The organism is Arthrobacter sp. UYCu712 (assembly GCF_040547005.1).
Lineage (GTDB): Bacteria > Actinomycetota > Actinomycetes > Actinomycetales > Micrococcaceae > Arthrobacter.
Map to the genome: position 1 here is coordinate 16643 of NZ_JBEPOZ010000004.1, position 16640 is coordinate 33282.

Genomic DNA, 16640 nt, shown 5'->3' on the forward strand with positions numbered 1-16640 from the left:
CCCAGGGCTGCCATAGGCCTGCCCGGGACTGACTAAGGGCGGCGTCCGCGGAGCGCGACGGCCTCTTCGGCCAGTTCCAGGAGCCTGCGGGCGGACTCCTCCCAGCTGAAATCCGCTGCGCGCTCCACCGAACGGCGCGAGCGTTCCCTCCACAAGTCCGGTTCCTCGAGCCTCCGCACGGCCCCGGCAAATTCGGCCGGCGAGTCCGGGTGGACGTAACTGACGGCGTCGGAGCCGACTTCGCGGAAAATCGGAATGTCGCTCGCGATCACCGGCGTGCCGTGGGACATCGCCTCCACGAGTGGAAGGCCGTAGCCCTCCGCGCGGGACAGGCTGACCAGGGCGGTGGTGCGGGCCAGGAGCGCCTCATACTCGGCGTCGGTCACCCCGTTGTGGAAGACGATGTCCGCGCCCGCCGGGGCCAGGGACTCCAGTTCGGCCCTGCGCTGCGCGGTGATGCGGCTGAGCAGGTGCAGGGTCATGTCCGGCAGTTCGGCCATGCCCCGGATCATGGTCTCCACGTTCTTGTAGGGCATAAATGACCCCATGTAGAGCAGGGTCTTGTCCGCCCCGGCGCCGGGATCCCGGGGGCTGAGGCCGGGTTGCGGGGCGTTGCCCACAATCCGCACGGGGCGTCTGGTGAGCCGGTACTTGGCGATGAGCGCCGCCGTCGTGGAGCTGATGGTCGCTACGATGTCTGCGCGGTTCAGCAGGAGCCGCTGCGGCCAGTAGGCCTTGTGGTAGAGGCGCCAGAGGATCCGGACCGGGGCCGGGAGGAAGCCCGGCGGAGCAGGGTGCTCGTAGTAGATGAGGTCGTGCAGGGTCAGTACCAGCGGATACTTCCGGCCCCAGCTGCCCATGGTCTGCATGGGGCACACCACAACATCGGCGCCGAGCTTGTTGACTTTGGCGGCAACAAACAGCTCGGCCGGGGACAGCGGGCTGTTGATGAGGGTGTACGGAACATCAGGCAGCAGGGCCAGCTGCCGGACGTCGCTGATCAGCATCGAGACGTCGGCGATCCTGGCCGTGGCCGCGATCAGGCTCGCGCCGTACCGGCTGATCCCGTCGTGGTGGTCCAGGCGGGTGAAACGGGCATCGATGAGGATTTTCATCCGGTGTGGTCCTTCAGGAAGCGGCGGATGAAGCCCGCAGCGGGCTCCGGGGTCTCGTAGTGGATCAGGTGACCGACGCCGGGGATCACGTCCAGGTGTCCGTCCGGCAGCAGGGCGAGGAGTTTGTGCTGGTCCGCCAGGGCGGCGATTTCGTCCTGTTCGCCGGCGATGAGCAGGACAGGGAGCGTGAGCCCGTGCGCCACCTCGGAAACGTTGTTCCCGACGGAGGCTTTGAATGCCTGCAGCAGGCTGTCGCGGTCGGCGAAGGCGGAGAAATAGGCGCTGTGCTGGGCGTGGACAAACCGCCGCAGCGCCTTGTCCGGGGTCTTGGCCATGGCTTCGCTCATCACGCGGACGATCAGCTGGCTGCGGAGCAGGGCCTGCCCGATCCGGCGGGGGAGGCGGGCGGCAGCCTCGTAGTACAGGACGGCGAGTTTTGTCATGAGCCCCTTGGAGCCCTCGAGCGCCGGGGCGGCGATGGGGTTGATGAGGATCAGCTCGGCAACTGTTCCCGGGTTGGCCGCCACGAAGTGGCTCGCGACAATCGAACCGAAGGAGTGGCCGAGCAGGACCGTGTCCGGGCCCAGCTTCAGGGCGGCCATGAACTCGGCGACGAACCGTGTGTAGCGTTCCACGCTGTGTTCGCCCTGCTCGAACGCCGCTGAACTGCCGAAGCCGGGCAGATCCGGCATGATGAGGCGCATGTCGGCGAGCTGGTCGGCCACCCGGAGCAGGCCGTGGTGGTCGCCGCGGAAGCCGTGGATCACCAGGATCGTGCGGGTTTTCGGGGTGGCGCGGACCGGTTCGTAGCTCCAGTAGGCAACTTTCACGCCGTCCAGGATCACCTCGGCGGGCAGTGTGCGTGCCTCGAGTTCGTTGCTGAACAGGGGCGTGGGGGAGGACTCGGTGTCCACGTGTTCCATTCGGTCGGTCCTAGTTGACGTTGTCGGGGTTGGAGCCTGTGCGGAAACCCCGGTCCAGCGCCGCGATGTCGGAAAGATCCGTGGCGGAGAGTTCGAAGTCGAACACCGCCAGGTTTTCCCGGATCCGGTCCGAGGAACTGGCCTTGGGGATGGTGATGTTGCCCAGCTGGAGTTGCCACCGGAGGATGATCTGGGCCGGAGTACGTTCGTGCTCGGCGGCCAGGGCAAGGATCACCGGGTCGCGGAGCACCTGTCCACGGCCAAGCGGGCTCCATGCCTCCGTGCGGATGCCCAGCGCCTCGTGTTTAGCCCGCAGCTCGGCCTGCTGCAGCCAGGGGTGGAGTTCAACCTGGTTGACGGCGGGCACCACCTCGGCGGCCTGCAGCAGCCGGTCCAGGTGGTCGGGCTGGAAGTTCGACACGCCGATCGCCCGGACTTTGCCTTCGCGGTACAGCGTCTCCATGGCCCGGTAAGTCTCCGGGAACAGCCCCCTCCGGGCGCAGGGCCAGTGGATCAGGTAGAGGTCGATGTACTCCAGGCCGAGGTTGGCCATTGACGTATGAAACGCCCGGATCGTTGCGTCGTAGCCCTGGTCATCGTTCCAGACCTTGGTTGTGACGAAGAGGTCCTCGCGGGACAGCGCGGGCCACAGCTCCCCGGACCCGCTGCCGGCGCCTGCGAACCCGGCCAGGGCGCCGATGCCCTTGCCCACGCCGGTTTCGTTCCCGTACATGGCTGCCGTGTCGAAGTGGCGGTAGCCGGCTTCCAGCGCCATGGTCACGAGCCCCGCGGCGTCCTCGGGGGGGACTTTGTACAACCCGAATCCCAGCCGGTCGATCAGCACGCCGTTGTTCAGGGTCATCCGGGGGGAGAGTCTCATAGCAACGACTTTACCCATCGCCGCCACCCGCCCGGGGACAATCCGTTCAGGACAGGCCCCTCAGGAGAGGCCGTCGAAGCGAACCAGCCGCCGGGCGCTGGCCTCGTCGAGGATCAGGTCCGTGGCCAGGCCCGCGGTGAGCGCGCCGCGCAGGCCGTTGATCTTGGATGCCCCGGACACCACACAGATCCGACGCCGGACCTGGCGCAGCTGGGCAAGCTGCGGCCCGGTGGAACGTTCGTTGAGGACGATTCCGTCCGAGGAACCGTCGGCCCGGAAGAAGACGGTGGCCACGTCGCCGACGACGTCGGAGTTGGCCAGGATGTTCAGGTCGTCCTCGTCGAGGTAGCCGCCGGCATAGACATGGCTGGGGTAGTCGGCATCGACCGATCCGACGCCGAATATGGCGATGCTCATCCGGGATTGCAGTTCGAGGATGCGTTGCACACTGCGTTCATTCCACATGGCCTGCTTGGTCGCGGCGTGGTCAAAAAACGCGGGCACCGGGAACTGCTCCACCCGCGCCCCGTAGGCACTGCCGAAGCGGCGCATGATGTCCGAGGCGTAGGTGATGCCGGTTGTCTGCATGTTCCCGGCCCCGTTGAGCTGGACGATCACGCTGTCATGGGTGATCTTCCGGGTCAGGTGCCGGCTGACGGCGCTCAAAGTGGAACCCCACGCGACGCCGATGATGGCGTTGGAATCCACCAGCGGGCCGATCGTGCGGGCGGCCTGCATGGCCACTCTGTCCAGTGTTTCCGCCTCATTGAGCGTGTCCAGCACTGGAACGACGTGGACGTCCACCTTGTATTCGGCGCGGATCATGCCCTCCAGTTCGGGGCCGGTGTCGAGCGGGCTGCGGATCTGGATCTGCACCAGGCCGGATTCCCGGGCCGACGAGAGCAGCCTCGAGACGGTGGACCGGGACGTCCGGAGTTCGCGCGCAATCGCGTCCATGGTCAGGTCCTGGAGGTAATACAACTGGGCCGCGCGGAGGGCGTCGGAGTGGCGTGAAGACAATTGGCAATTTCCGTTCTGCACGTTTGTGCATAGTGCTTGACTCCATTTTCCATTATTCCAAACAATAGTCTTGAACGGCTTCGCGCCCCGTGGCGCGACGCACAGATCCAAACGCAGGGAGCAGTTTTGGGACAGAAGGATCCAGCCCGCAACGAGGAGACGGCCGGCACCCGCACGACCGTGCAAAAGCTGCGGTCGCGGCGGCACGCACAAGTGCTGATCATCGGCGGCGGAATCAACGGGGTGGGCACATTCCGGGACCTGGCACTGCAGGGCATCGACGTTGCCCTCGTGGAACGCGGCGACTACTGCCAGGGCGCCAGCGGCGCTTCCTCGCACATGATCCACGGCGGCATCCGATACCTCGAAAACGGCGAATTCCGCCTGGTCCGCGAGTCCGTAGTGGAGCGCAACCGCCTCCTGCGGATCGCTCCGCACTACGTCAAACCGTTGCAGACCACCATTCCGATTTTCAGTACCTTCTCCGGCGTCCTTGCGGCGCCGCTTCGTTTCCTGACGCACAAGCAGCAGGGCGCCCCCAAGGAGCGCGGCGCGTTCCTGATCAAGCTTGGCCTGACCATGTACGACTTCTTCTCGCGGGACGGCGGGACCGTGCCCCGCCACCAGTTCCGCGGACGCAAGCGCGCCCTGGCGGAACTCCCGCGGCTGCATCCCGGCATCAAATATGCCGCCACGTACTTCGACGCCTCGGTGCATAACCCGGAGCGGCTCACCCTCGACGTGCTGCAGGACGGTGAGCGGGCGGGTGCTTCCGGCGGCACGGCCCGCGCCAGCAACTACGTCTCCCTGGTCTCGACGGAAGGGCCGGCCGGATCCGGAACCGGGAGTACAGTGCGGCTCCGCGACGAACTCACCGGGGAACTCTTCGACTTCACGGCGGACGTGATCGTCAACACCACCGGCGCGTGGGTCGACCTGACCAACGAAGCGATGGGTGCGGCGTCGTCGTTTATGGGCGGGACGAAGGGTTCGCACATCGTCCTGGACCACCCGGAGCTGCTCGCGGCCTGCAACGGCCGCGAGATCTTCTTTGAGCACACCGACGGGCGGATCGTGCTGATCTACCCGATGGGGGACCGGGTCCTCGTCGGCACCACGGACGTGGACGCGGACATGGCCGAGGACGCCGTCTGCACCGACTCCGAGATCGACTACTTCTTTGACCTGATCGGCCATGTGTTCCCGGACATTGCCGTGTACCGGGACCAGATCGTCTACACCTATTCCGGTGTACGTCCGCTGCCCAGGCATGACGCCACCCAGCCCGGCTTTGTCAGCCGCGACTACCGCATTGAACGCCGCGCAGCCTCGTCTCCGGCCGCCGGCGGCAGCGGCGCCGTCGTACTCAGCCTGGTCGGCGGCAAATGGACCACCTTCCGGGCCCTGGCGGAGCACCTGAGCAACGACGTCCTCGCCGAACTCGGCCGGGACCGTAAGGTGTCGACGGCGAAACTCGCCATCGGCGGCGGCGCAGGTTTCCCCGCCGGCGAGGACGGTGTCCAGCGGTGGATCAAGGCCCACATGTCCGCGGGCCGCGACGCCGACCGGACCGCGGGCCTCCTGACACGCTACGGAACCCGCGCCGGGGACGTCATCAACTTCCTGGACGCATCCCCTGACCACGCCCCGGACCGGGCGCTGCACTCCACCCGCGAACTGAGCGTCCGGGAACTGGAATTCATGGCGCAGAACGAGCAGATCGGCCACCTGGTCGACGTGCTGATCCGCCGCACGTCCCTGGCTTTCCGGGGCCTCGTGACCGGCGAGCTGCTCAACGAGGTTGCCGACATTCTTTCCGGCCCGATGGGCTGGGACACGGCAGCCCGGGCCTCCGAGATCAGCCACGCTCAGGAGGTGCTCAAGCGATTCCACGGTGTCCAGGTCCACAGCCTGGTTTCCTGAAAGACCTCGGCGCCCGGACGGGGGACGTCCGGGTGCAAGGACTGCGGGGTCCCGTGTTCGGGACCGGCGCAGTGGCCGGCCGGCGGCGCTAACACGGCGCCGGCCCAACGGCCCTTCAAACTCGCGAAGGGCTGACAACAGAAAATAGAGGAGTCAAAGATGTCTCTTGGAATAGTTTTCCTGTCCGAAGTATTCGGCACCGCAATGCTGACCCTGTTGGGTTGCGGCGTTGTGGCGAACGTCGCGCTCAAAGGCACCAAGGGCAACAACGGCGGGTTCCTGATGGTCACCTGGGGATGGGGCATCGCCGTCTTCTCCGGTGTGTACGTCGCCGCCCAGTCCGGGGCGCACCTGAACCCCGCCGTGACCTTCGGTCTGCTGCTCAACGGCAAGAAGGAGTACGCTCCCGGTGTTCCTGTGGACTTCGTCTCGACGCTGACCTACTTCGGCGGCGAACTGCTGGGCGCTTTCCTGGGCGCCGTCGTCATGTGGCTGGCCCACAAGCAGCACTTCGATGTCGAGCCCGAGCCCGCCAGCAAACTCGCCGTGTTCTCCACCGGTCCGGCCATCCGCTCGACCCCGTGGAACCTGATCACGGAAATCATCGGCACCTTTGTCCTCGTCTTCGTCATCCTGACCTTCGGCGGGACACCTTCGGGACTCGGCCCGCTGTCAGTGGCCCTGCTGGTTGTCGGTATCGGTGTTTCCCTCGGTGGCCCCACCGGCTACGCCATCAACCCGGCCCGTGACCTCGGACCCCGGATCGCGCACGCCCTGCTCCCCATCAAGGGCAAGGGTTCCAGTGACTGGAGCTACTCCTGGATTCCGGTTGTAGGACCCCTCGTCGGCGGCGGACTCGCCGGCCTCGTGGCGGCAGTCGTACCGATCATCGCCAGTGTCGCCGCCTGATTTCCCCTGCCAATACAACTAACCCGCAAGTCAAAACGCCAGGCCAAAAAGACAAGGACGTCAACATGAACCAGTATGTAATCGCCATCGACCAGGGCACCACCAGCTCCCGCGCCATCGTATTCGACCACAGCGGCCACATCGTCTCCTCCGGGCAGATGGAGCACGAGCAGATCTTTCCGCAGGCCGGCTGGGTGGAGCACGATCCCGCCGAGATCTGGAACAACACCCGTGAGGTCATCGCCTCGGCCCTGTCCAAGGCGAACCTGACGCGCCACGACATCGCCGCCGTCGGTATCACCAACCAGCGTGAAACCGCCGTCGTCTGGGACAAAACAACCGGTAAGGCGGTGTACAACGCCATCGTCTGGCAGGACACCCGCACCCAGCCGATCGTCGATGAACTGGCCAAAGACGGGGGACCGGAGCGTTTCAAGCAGAAAGTCGGCCTGCCGCTGGCGACTTACTTCTCCGGCACCAAGATCAAGTGGATCCTGGACAACGTCGAAGGTGCCCGCGCCAAGGCCGAGGCCGGCGACCTGGTCTTCGGCAACACGGACTGCTGGGTGTTGTGGAACCTTACCGGCGGGACCGACGGCGGCGTGCACGTCACCGACGTGACCAACGCCTCCAGGACCATGTTCATGGATCTGGAGACGCTGTCCTGGGACCAGGAGATCCTGGACGTCTTCGGGGTCCCGGCGTCCATGATGCCGGCCATCAAGTCCTCTTCCGAGGTCTACGGCACGGTCCACACGTCCCAGCTGCTGCGCGAGGTACCCGTCGCGGGTATCCTCGGCGACCAGCAGGCGGCGACGTTCGGCCAGGCCGCGTTCGAGGCGGGCGAAGCCAAGAACACCTACGGCACCGGCTGCTTCCTCATCTTCAACACGGGTGAGGAGATCGTCCACTCCAAGAACGGGCTGCTGACCACGGTGGGCTACAAGCTGGGGGACGCCGCGCCGCACTACGCGCTGGAGGGTGCAATCGCCGTCACCGGCTCGCTGATCCAGTGGCTGCGTGACAACCTTGGCCTGATCAGCAGCGCCCCGGAGGTGGAGGAACTCGCCGCGTCGGTGGAGGACAACGGTGGCGTCTACATCGTCCCGGCCTTCTCGGGCCTCTTCGCGCCGTACTGGCGCTCGGACGCCCGCGGAGCGATCGTCGGCCTGACCCGCTTCGTGAACAAGAACCACATCGCCCGTGCGGCGCTGGAGGCAACCGCCTTCCAGACCCGTGAGGTCCTCGACGCCGTCAACGCAGACTCCGGTGTGCCGCTGACGGAGCTCAAGGTCGATGGCGGCATGGTCGCCAACGACGCCCTGATGCAGTTCCAGGCGGACATCCTCGGCGTCGCGGTGATCCGGCCCAAGGTCGTCGAGACCACCGCCCTCGGCGCTGCTTACGCCGCCGGCCTCGCCGTGGGTTTCTGGAAGGACCTCGGCGAGCTCTCGGCCAACTGGTCCGAGGACAAGCGCTGGGAGCCGCAAATGGAGCAGGCGGAGCGGGAGCGCCAGATGCGGCTCTGGAAGAAGGCCGTGACCAAGTCCATGGACTGGGTCGACGACGACGTGAAGTAAGGCCGTCCGCAAGAAGAGCTCCGGCCGGGAAAACCCGGCCGGAGCTCTTTATTGCCTGCTGCCAGGGGAGGGGCATCAGTTGTAACGGCCCCATTCCCGCGCAACCACGGCGCGGGGCGTCTGGGCATAGACGTCCTTGCTGACCGTGTACCCGCGCTTGTCCTGCTCCAATGCCTGCGCATTGATGCTCTTCAGCGCCGAACTGCTGAGTTTCTTGATCTTGACGAGGTCCATACTCTCCTGTTCCTCCCCGCCGTCGGGCCTGACCTGGATCAGACCTGTCTTCTGTGAATAGAACTTGTGCTGGGTGCCGGCGAGGCTTAGCGGCTCCCGCGGGTTGGATTCAACGATCTCCACCACATCGTGGTAGCAACCTGTCGGGACGCAGACGCGTTGGTCCTTGTTCAGGACCTTCGCGCAGTCCAGGAAGTCCACGCTGGGTGCGAAGGCCTGGGGATATGCGGGGGACTTCGGGCGGGGGTGGTCCAGCATGGCGATTCCCGCCTGGGCCTTGTCTATTCCACTGATGAAGGTGCTCGGCGCGCCCGCGAGCGTCCCGTTTTCATACTCTTCGGGATACTCGCCGAACAGCCACACTGTTCCTTTCTTCGTCTCGGCGAAGAAGGCCAGTTCTGATTCCACCAGCTCACCGTCGGTGAAGTCCCGGTCCCACACCACCAGGGTGTTGACCCCGTCGATCTTCTTCGTCAGCCCGGTCACGGTCGAGATGACCGTTCGCTTGCGCTCGCTCTTCTCGCCCTCCGCCGTGGAGACGACTTTCCCCGTCGTGGTGAACTGCATGCCGGGCTCGAGCGGGAACCACTTGTTCTCAATCTCCGGGGTGCGCGGGAAGGCTGAGCGGTCTAATCTGATCGCCGTGCCTGTTCCGCAGAGGTCCTGGGGATTGGGCGCCGCCGTCGCCGTCGCTGTGGCTGCCGACGTCACCGTCAGCGTACCCAGCACCAGAAGGACCGCGGAGCCATACGCCGTGAACCGTGTCTGTTGTTTGGACATTTCCTTGGCCTCTTCTGGTGGTTGGGTGGTTGCGGTCAGACGGCCGGAGCCGGCTCGGGCTTGCGGGGCCGGCGCTCACGTGCCGGGCCCTTCTTCGCAAACCGCAAATAGAGCGACGGGACGATGAACAGGTTGACCAGCGTCGACGTGACGAGGCCGCCCAGAATCACCACCGCCATCGGGTGCTCGATCTCATGACCGGGGATATTGCCCATGACCACCAGTGGAACGAGGGCCAGGGCGGTGGCGAGGGTGGTCATCAGGATCGGTGACAACCGCTCGGCCGCTCCACGCAGCACCAGGTCGCGGCCGAAGGGCATGCCCTCGTACTGTTCGAGGTGCTGGCAGTGGTTGATGAGCAGGATGCCGTTGCGGGCAGCGATACCCATCAGCGTCAGGAATCCGACCAAGGAACCCAGGGACAGGATCCCGCCGCTGAGGTGGGCAGCGATAATTCCGCCCACGAGGGCTGCCGGGAGCGTGAGGATAGCGAGGATCGCCAGCCGCCAGCTTCGGAACGCCGCCTGGAGCAACAGGAAAACGACGATAACGGCGCCAATCGAGTAGACCAGCAGGCGTTGTGAGGCGGCCTGGCGTTCTGCGTATTCGCCGAGGACGACTGCTTCGTAGCCGACCGGGAACTCAACCGACTCCATCTCGGACTTCAACTTCTCGACAACCTTCGCCAGATCGCCTTCCTTGACGTTGGCACTGACATCGATGCGCCTGGATCCCTCCGAACGTTCAATCACGTTCGGTGTGGGTTTGATCGATATCGTGGCGACGTCCGCCAACCGGATCTTTTGCCCGGACGGCGTATCGAGCGGGAGGTTCTCGATGCTCGTGACACTTGTCCGGATCTCCGGCGGGCTCCACACCTGGACGTCGTAGGCCTTGCCGTCCCGGTAGACGTCGCCCACTTCTTCGCCAGACACCAGGGTAGCCGCCGCGCGGCGGACATCGCCCGGCTTCAGCCCGTAACGGTTGGCGGCGTCCAGGTTCACTTCCACATCAATCTGCGGAATGTTGGCCTGGAGCGCAACCTTCGCGCCGACTGCTCCCTCGATGCCGCCGAGGATGGTTTTGAGCTTGTCCGCCTCCTGGCGCAGGGTGGCCAGGTCGTCGCCGTACACGCGGACGACAACGGCGTAACCCGTTCCCGTCAGTACCTCGCGGATGCGTTCCTTGAGGTAGGTCTGGACATCCCGCGTAATTCCTGGGTAGCCGTCCACTACGTTCTGGATGGAGGCCAGGGTCTCGTCGTAGTCAACGGCGGGGTCAACGCTGATCCAGTTCTCACCGAAGTTGACGCCCACCACCTCATCGGCGTTGAATGCCTGCCCGATGTGGGACCCGCAATTGTTCACGCCCGGGATCGTCATGAGTTCCTTGCAGGCCAACTGGCTGACGCGGACTTCCTCGGAGTTTGACGTGCCGGGCGTGGTGACCCAGTGCATCAGGAAGTCCCGTTCCTTGAAGGACGGCAACAACGACTGGCCCAGCAGCGGGGCCGCAACGATGCCGACGACGCCGAGGGTGGCGAGGGCAAGGTATCCCGGGACCGGCCGGCGGACGATGGGCCCGAGCGCGCTGGCGTACCAGCGCTTGAGCACCCTGACCACCGGCGGATCCCGGTCCTCCAGTTTGGCGTTCCGAAGGAAGATATAGGCCATGGCCGGAGTGACCGTGAGCGCGACGAGCATGGACGCCATGACCGCAAGGGTGTAGGAGGTGGCCAAGGGCCGGAAGAACGCGCCGGTTAGCCCGTCCAGGAAGAAGATCGGCACCGTGGCTGCGACGATGATCAGGGTGGCGTACACAATCGGTCCGCGGACCTCAAGCGAGGCATTGACCACCACCCTGGCAGTACTGTCAGTGCTGCCACTTGCCCGGTGATGGCGGAGGCGTCTGACGATGTTTTCGACGTCGATGATCGCATCGTCCACCACCACCCCGACGGCAATCACCAATCCGGCAAGGACCATCGTGTTGATTGTTCCTCCGGTCCAGTACAACACGAGGGCCGCGGCCATCAGCGACAACGGGATGGCGGTCACGCTGACCAACGCTGTGCGCCACTGGAAGAGGAAGACGCTCAACACCAGGATGACCAAAAGGCAACCCAGCAGAAGAGCCACGCTCAGGTTGCCGAGGGATTCCTCAATGAAGGTCGCCGGCCGGAACAAGGTGGTGTCCACGGTGATCCCGGTGAGCCCGGGCTCGAGCTGTTTCAGGGCCTCTTCGACTCCGCGCGTCACTTCGAGGGTATTGCCCCACGGCAGCTTCTCGACGATCAGCATGAGTCCCGGACCGCCGTTGATGACAGCATCGCCAATGAGCTGCTGGTGGTCTTCCACCACGTTGGCGACGTCGGAGAGCCGCAGCGGGGCCTGGCCCTCACGGTTCTCCACCGCCACCTTCGCCAGCTCTTCCGGCGAGGTGATGGGCTGGACGTGGCGGATTCCCATGGTCTGGCTGGGCGTATCAAGGGCGCCGCCGGTACCGATCAGGGCACCCGGCGAATACTTGAGCAACCCGGCGTCCAGGGCGTCGGAGGTGGAGCTCATAACACTGTCCAGTGTCACGTTGTTCGCTGCCAGCTTGGCGGGATCAACCTGTACCTGAAGCATCTGGAGGCGTTCTCCCCAGATGGCGACGTTGGCCACCCCCGGAACGCGGAGCAGATGAGCCCTGATGTTCCAGTAGGAAATCATCGACATCTCGATGAGGGAGCGGGTGTCCGAGGACAGGCCGATCTTCATGACACGGCTGGTTGAGGACAGCGGCTGCAGCATCAGCGGCGGCGCTGCCCACGTCGGGAGGGTCGGTATGACCGTTGCCATCCGCTCGGACACCAATTGCCGGGCTGTCAGCAGATCGGTGCCGTTTTCAAATTCCAGCACGATGGACGAGAGCTGGGATACAGACTTGGACCGCATTTGATGGAGGCCGTTGATGCCGTTGAAGGCCTCTTCCATGGGAACGGACACAAGTTGCTCGACTTCGGCGGCAGTGAGTCCCAGGCAGGCAGTCTGGACCTCGACCTTCGGCGGGGCAAACTCGGGGAACACGTCCACCGAGGCACTGCTGAGCTGCGCGCCGCCCACGATCATCAGCGCAGCCGCCATCGCGATGATGATCGATCTGAACCTTAGACTGGCTGCGACTATCCGGCGCATGTCATTTGCCCGTATTGAACTCGGCGCCGAACAATTCAACAGCGCCTACTGTTACCACCGCAGTTCCCGCGGCGGGGCCCGCGCTGGCCGTGACCACGCCGGCCTCCACCTTTGTGACGGTGACGGCCTGGCGCTCGTACACGCGCGGGGCGGGATTGGTGTACACCCAGGTCTTGCCGCTTGAGTCGTACAACAGGGCGGCGTACGGCAGCAGGATATCTGTTCCCGCACCCGCGGCAGCGGGTTCGGTCTTCAGATCGATCCGAACCAGGCCGGGTTCGGTCAGGGTCAGCTTAGCGATGCCGGTTGTGGCGTTCTTCTCCACCTTGGCAGGGGCCGCCCCAGCCGCGGCGGGGGCCGCCGTGGGCTGGGCGCAGGCCGGCAAGGAGAACAAGAGGGCTGCGCAGACAGCGGCCGCCAGGGGCAGGCGCCGTTGGGGCTTTTGGCTGGTCATTTTACTTCCACCTTTTCCTGCATAGCGGGCTGTACGGGGATTTCCGATTCGTAGACTTCCGACCACTCATCCGGGACGGTACGGGGACCGAACCAAAGTGCCAGGAGAGGGAGTACAAACAGCCCCACGAGCGTCGTGGTCACGAGGCCGCCGGCGATAATCAGCAGCATCGGGCCGACGACGTTCTGGCCGACGGTACCGCCGAACAGACCGGGCGGTATCAGGACCAGGACCGTGATGAGGGCCGCTTTGAGGGTCGGCGAGACCCGGTCCCGCGCCGCCATCAGCACGATCTTGGAACGGGATGTCTCGGGCCCGGACCGCCATAGTTCGTCTACACGGGCGGACAGCAGGGCCGCGTTGCGGGCGGCGATCGCCAGGACCACCGCGAAGGCAGTCAACGTCATCCAGGACTGCGCGGCCACGCCGATCCAGGCGGCCACGGCCGCGCCGGCCAGCGCCGCCGGCAGGGTCAGGAAGTTGACGATGGCCAGCGTCCAGCTCCGCACCGCGGTCTGGAGCAGAAGCAGTATGCCGATGAGGGCACCTGCAGCGAGCCAGAGCACGAGAGTGTCGGCAGCCTGGATCGCACCGTATTTCGTGGGGATTTCCGCGTGGTACTCGAGCGGGAACTGGATCTGATTGACGGCCGCCTGGATATCGCGCTGGACGTCTGCCAGCGGGCGCCCACTGACGTCAGCCAGGACGTCGATCCGCCGCGAGGTGTCATCGTGCAGGATGACGACTTCGTTGGGGACCATCCGGACCGCGGCGATCTCGCCCAGCTGGACGTGGCCGCCGTCGGGGGTATCGAGGAGCAATTCCCGGATGCTGGTCAGATCGTCCCTGACGTCAACCGCGCCGCGCACGACCACTTCGAAGACCTTCTGTTCTTCAAAGAGGTTGCCGACGACGATCCCCTGCATGAGGGTCGCTGCTGCACGCCTGGCGTCACCGGGCTTGATGCCGAACTTCTGGGCAGCCTCGAGGTTGACCTCGACCTCCACCATCGGAGTCATCGTCGCGGCGTTGATGGTCGGGTTCTTGACGCCGTTGATGTTCTCCAGGGCTTTGCGGACTTCTTCTGCCTTTTCCCGCAGGATCGGCATTTGCGTGCCATAGACGCGGACCGCGAAGCCGGGCTCCAAGGTGTCGTGCATAGCGCCGATCTTCTGCTGGGAGTAGTTCACAACGTTGTGCGTGATACCCGGGTAGCCCTGGACCACATCCCGCACCGCCTGCTCCGTCCCACTGAAGTCGGCGTCCGGGGAAACGGATACCCACAACTCGGCAGAACTGTTGCCGACAACCTGGTCCGAGGTGATGGCTCGACCGACGTGCCCGCCGACTCCGGATACGCCCGGCAAGGCCTTCAGCTCGTCTGAAGCCTTGGACGCGACCCTTCTTACCTCGTCATTGGATGTGCCGGCCATAGAGTCCCACTGAACCAGCAGGGTCCTGTCCGGCAGGGTGGGAACCACAGGCCGGTTGCCGAGCAACTGGGATCCGGCGGCAATGCCAAGCACCCCGACGACGGCAACAGCGACCAGGCCGAGTGTCCGGCGCGAACGGGCACCATGGAGTGCGCGATCGTAGTAGGCCCGGGCACGTGCGGCGGAAGCAGACTCCTTGACGGGCGCAATTTCGCGCGGCAACAGGATCTCTGCCAGCACCGGGGTGACGGAGAGTCCGACGAGCAGTCCGGCCGCAAGGGCCAGTGCCAGGGTCCAGAAGATCGGCTGGAAGAAGGAGCCTCCGATCCCGGTCACGAACAGTGTCGGAACGAGGGCGACGACCATGATCAGTGAGGCATGAAACAGCGGTGTGCGGATGCCCCGGACGGTGCGGGTGATACGTGACCTCAGGGTAGCCTCGGTTTCCGTGGCCACGGTGACCAGGGGCCGGCGTCGCTGGGCCTGCACGTCTTCCACGACGTCGCCCACGATCACGGACATTCCCAGCACAATGCCGACCAGGACCGTGACATTAAGGGTGGCGTTTTGGGTGTAAAGGACCACCACTGCCGCTATGACGGTGGCCGCGATCGCCACGAGGGCAAGAACGGCTACCCGCCAGGAGCGGAAGAGAACCCAGAACAGTGCCACAGCGATCAGCAGGCTGATCAACAGCGCCAGGCCAAGACCGGTCACCGACTCCTGAACGCCGGTCGCGGGGCGGAACACTGTCGTGTCCAACTGGACACCTGTGAGGCCGGGTTCCATCTCCTTAAGGGCTGCCTCGATATCCTCGGTGACCTGCACGGCGCTGGTCCCGGGGAACTTTTCGATGACCAGCATGAGTCCTGCGTCCTGGCCGACGATTGCGTCGCCGATCAGGGGCTGATGGTCTTCCTTTACCTGGGCAATATCGCCCAGCAGCATCGGCTGGGGCGCGTCTTCCACACTGACTTTGGCAAGGTCGGCGGGGGTCCTGATCGGGAGGACGTGCTGGATGCCGAGCCGCTGGCTGGGAGACTCGACAAAACCGCCGGTTCCCGGCGTGGAAGACTCGAGGAAGCTCAAGGGCGAGACCCAGACGGCGTTGCCGGTCGTCTTGATGATCTGATCGAGGGTGATGCCCCGGTCCCGCAATTGGGTCGGGGTGACCTCAACCTGGAGCTGCTGTTCTCGCTGGCCCCAGATGGACACATTGGCCACACCCGCAATGCCGATCAGCCGGGGCTTGATCTTCCAGCGGGCCAGGACGGACATCTGGATGCCGGAGAGCTGCTTTGAATTCATTTTCACCATCAGCACACGGCTGGTGGAGGACATGGGCTGCATGATCAGCGGTGGGGCCGATACATTCGGCAGGGCCACGGCCTGGGTCATCCTCTCCGCCACCAGTTGGCGGGCGCGCAGGAGATCCGTGCCGGGCTCAAAAACGAGTTCGATGGACGACAGCCCCGGTACGGATTTTGACCGGATCTCATCCAGCCAGGCCACTCCGTTGAGGAGATCGGCTTCCATCGGGGAGGTAATGAGCTGTTCAACTTCGACAGCCGAGAGGCCAAGGGCCTCGGTCTGGATCTCGACCTGAGCCGGTGCGAACTCGGGCATGGTGTCCACGGCCATACGTGGAACGTTCACAACGCCGAATGCGATCAGTCCGGCCGCGAGGGCGAGAACCAGGATGCGGAACTGCAGACTGAACCGGGTCACCCAGCCAAACATGGCTAACCCTTTTCCTGGCTGCTGCCGGCGGCATGATTGCGCCGGGTCACAGTGGTTTTTTGTTGCAGGACAGAACTACGCAATGGATACATTTCAAGCTCCTCAACCCGAGACCCTTTTGCGAATCCCCCAGAGATCTTGGGAGAATATTCTTCCTATTCAACGTGTTTGGCAAGATGCCCGAAATTACCCTTTCCGTCCGGGTTTCGGTCCACCGAAACGGACAAAGTGTTGTTTAGTTTCGGCCGGGAGCGGGCTACCTGAAGGAGCGCGTGCGGATACTCGGACCGAGGATAATTTCTACTCGCTAATTCATTAGAACTACTGGGGAGACAATTTTCATTACTCGACCGGTTTCCGGGAAACTCGAGTAAGTGCAATATTCTTCCACGTATTTCATTTGTAACAATTTGAATGCATACCACGTCCGGATATCCCATCGCAGCGACGTCGGTGCCCATCTGCGGTGT

The 16640-nt window shown here is 64.6% G+C and carries 11 protein-coding genes; 3 read left to right on the plus strand and 8 right to left on the minus strand.

Features of this window, described 5'->3' with window-relative positions; genetic code table 11:
- Positions 1–32: 32 nt before the first annotated feature.
- Genes ABIB51_RS05425 through ABIB51_RS05440 form a run of 4 tightly spaced genes read right to left on the minus strand, consistent with a single transcriptional unit; the run spans position 33 to position 3938 of the window.
- Positions 33–1115, minus strand: coding sequence for a glycosyltransferase family 4 protein (locus tag ABIB51_RS05425; protein ID WP_354186235.1), 1083 nt, complete (start codon positions 1113–1115; stop codon positions 33–35).
- Complete coding sequence (locus ABIB51_RS05430; RefSeq protein WP_354186237.1) at positions 1112–2038, minus strand: alpha/beta fold hydrolase; 927 nt, start codon at positions 2036–2038, stop codon at positions 1112–1114. The genes ABIB51_RS05425 and ABIB51_RS05430 overlap by 4 nt, the downstream gene beginning before the upstream one ends.
- A gap of 10 nt (positions 2039–2048) precedes the next feature.
- Positions 2049–2918 carry an aldo/keto reductase gene (locus ABIB51_RS05435; protein WP_354186239.1) on the minus strand — a complete coding sequence of 290 codons (870 nt, stop codon included), beginning with the start codon at positions 2916–2918 and terminating at the stop codon, positions 2049–2051.
- A gap of 60 nt (positions 2919–2978) precedes the next feature.
- Positions 2979–3938, minus strand: a complete 960-nt coding sequence (locus ABIB51_RS05440) for a sugar-binding transcriptional regulator (RefSeq protein ID WP_354186241.1) — start codon at positions 3936–3938, stop codon at positions 2979–2981.
- Between the two features lie 180 nt (positions 3939–4118).
- Here ABIB51_RS05440 and ABIB51_RS05445 point away from each other — a divergent pair, with 180 nt between their 5' ends.
- The 3 genes from ABIB51_RS05445 to glpK all read left to right on the plus strand — a co-directional run bounded on the left by ABIB51_RS05445 (position 4119) and on the right by glpK (position 8350).
- Complete coding sequence (locus tag ABIB51_RS05445) at positions 4119–5861, plus strand: glycerol-3-phosphate dehydrogenase/oxidase (RefSeq protein WP_354186683.1); 1743 nt, start codon at positions 4119–4121, stop codon at positions 5859–5861.
- A gap of 159 nt (positions 5862–6020) precedes the next feature.
- Entirely contained in the window at positions 6021–6770 is a 750-nt protein-coding gene (locus tag ABIB51_RS05450; RefSeq protein WP_354186243.1) for an MIP/aquaporin family protein, read from the plus strand.
- Between the two features lie 65 nt (positions 6771–6835).
- Positions 6836–8350, plus strand: coding sequence for a glycerol kinase GlpK (gene glpK, locus ABIB51_RS05455; RefSeq protein ID WP_354186245.1), 1515 nt, complete (start codon positions 6836–6838; stop codon positions 8348–8350).
- A 75-nt stretch (positions 8351–8425) separates the two neighbouring features.
- On the opposite strand, the gene ABIB51_RS05460 is transcribed toward glpK, so the two are convergent.
- From ABIB51_RS05460 to ABIB51_RS05475, 4 genes are read right to left on the minus strand one after another with little or no spacing between them, the layout of a single operon-like run.
- Positions 8426–9364: a hypothetical protein gene (locus ABIB51_RS05460; protein ID WP_354186247.1), complete on the minus strand. Its 939-nt coding sequence runs from the start codon at positions 9362–9364 to the stop codon at positions 8426–8428.
- Between the two features lie 35 nt (positions 9365–9399).
- Complete coding sequence (locus ABIB51_RS05465) at positions 9400–12543, minus strand: efflux RND transporter permease subunit (RefSeq protein WP_354186249.1); 3144 nt, start codon at positions 12541–12543, stop codon at positions 9400–9402.
- A 1-nt stretch (position 12544) separates the two neighbouring features.
- On the minus strand, positions 12545–12997 hold the full coding sequence (locus ABIB51_RS05470; protein ID WP_354186251.1) for a hypothetical protein: 453 nt from the start codon (positions 12995–12997) through the stop codon (positions 12545–12547).
- Positions 12994–16158, minus strand: coding sequence for an efflux RND transporter permease subunit (locus tag ABIB51_RS05475; protein ID WP_354186253.1), 3165 nt, complete (start codon positions 16156–16158; stop codon positions 12994–12996). Before ABIB51_RS05475 ends, ABIB51_RS05470 begins: the two co-directional genes overlap by 4 nt.
- Between the last annotated feature and the right edge of the window lie 482 nt (positions 16159–16640).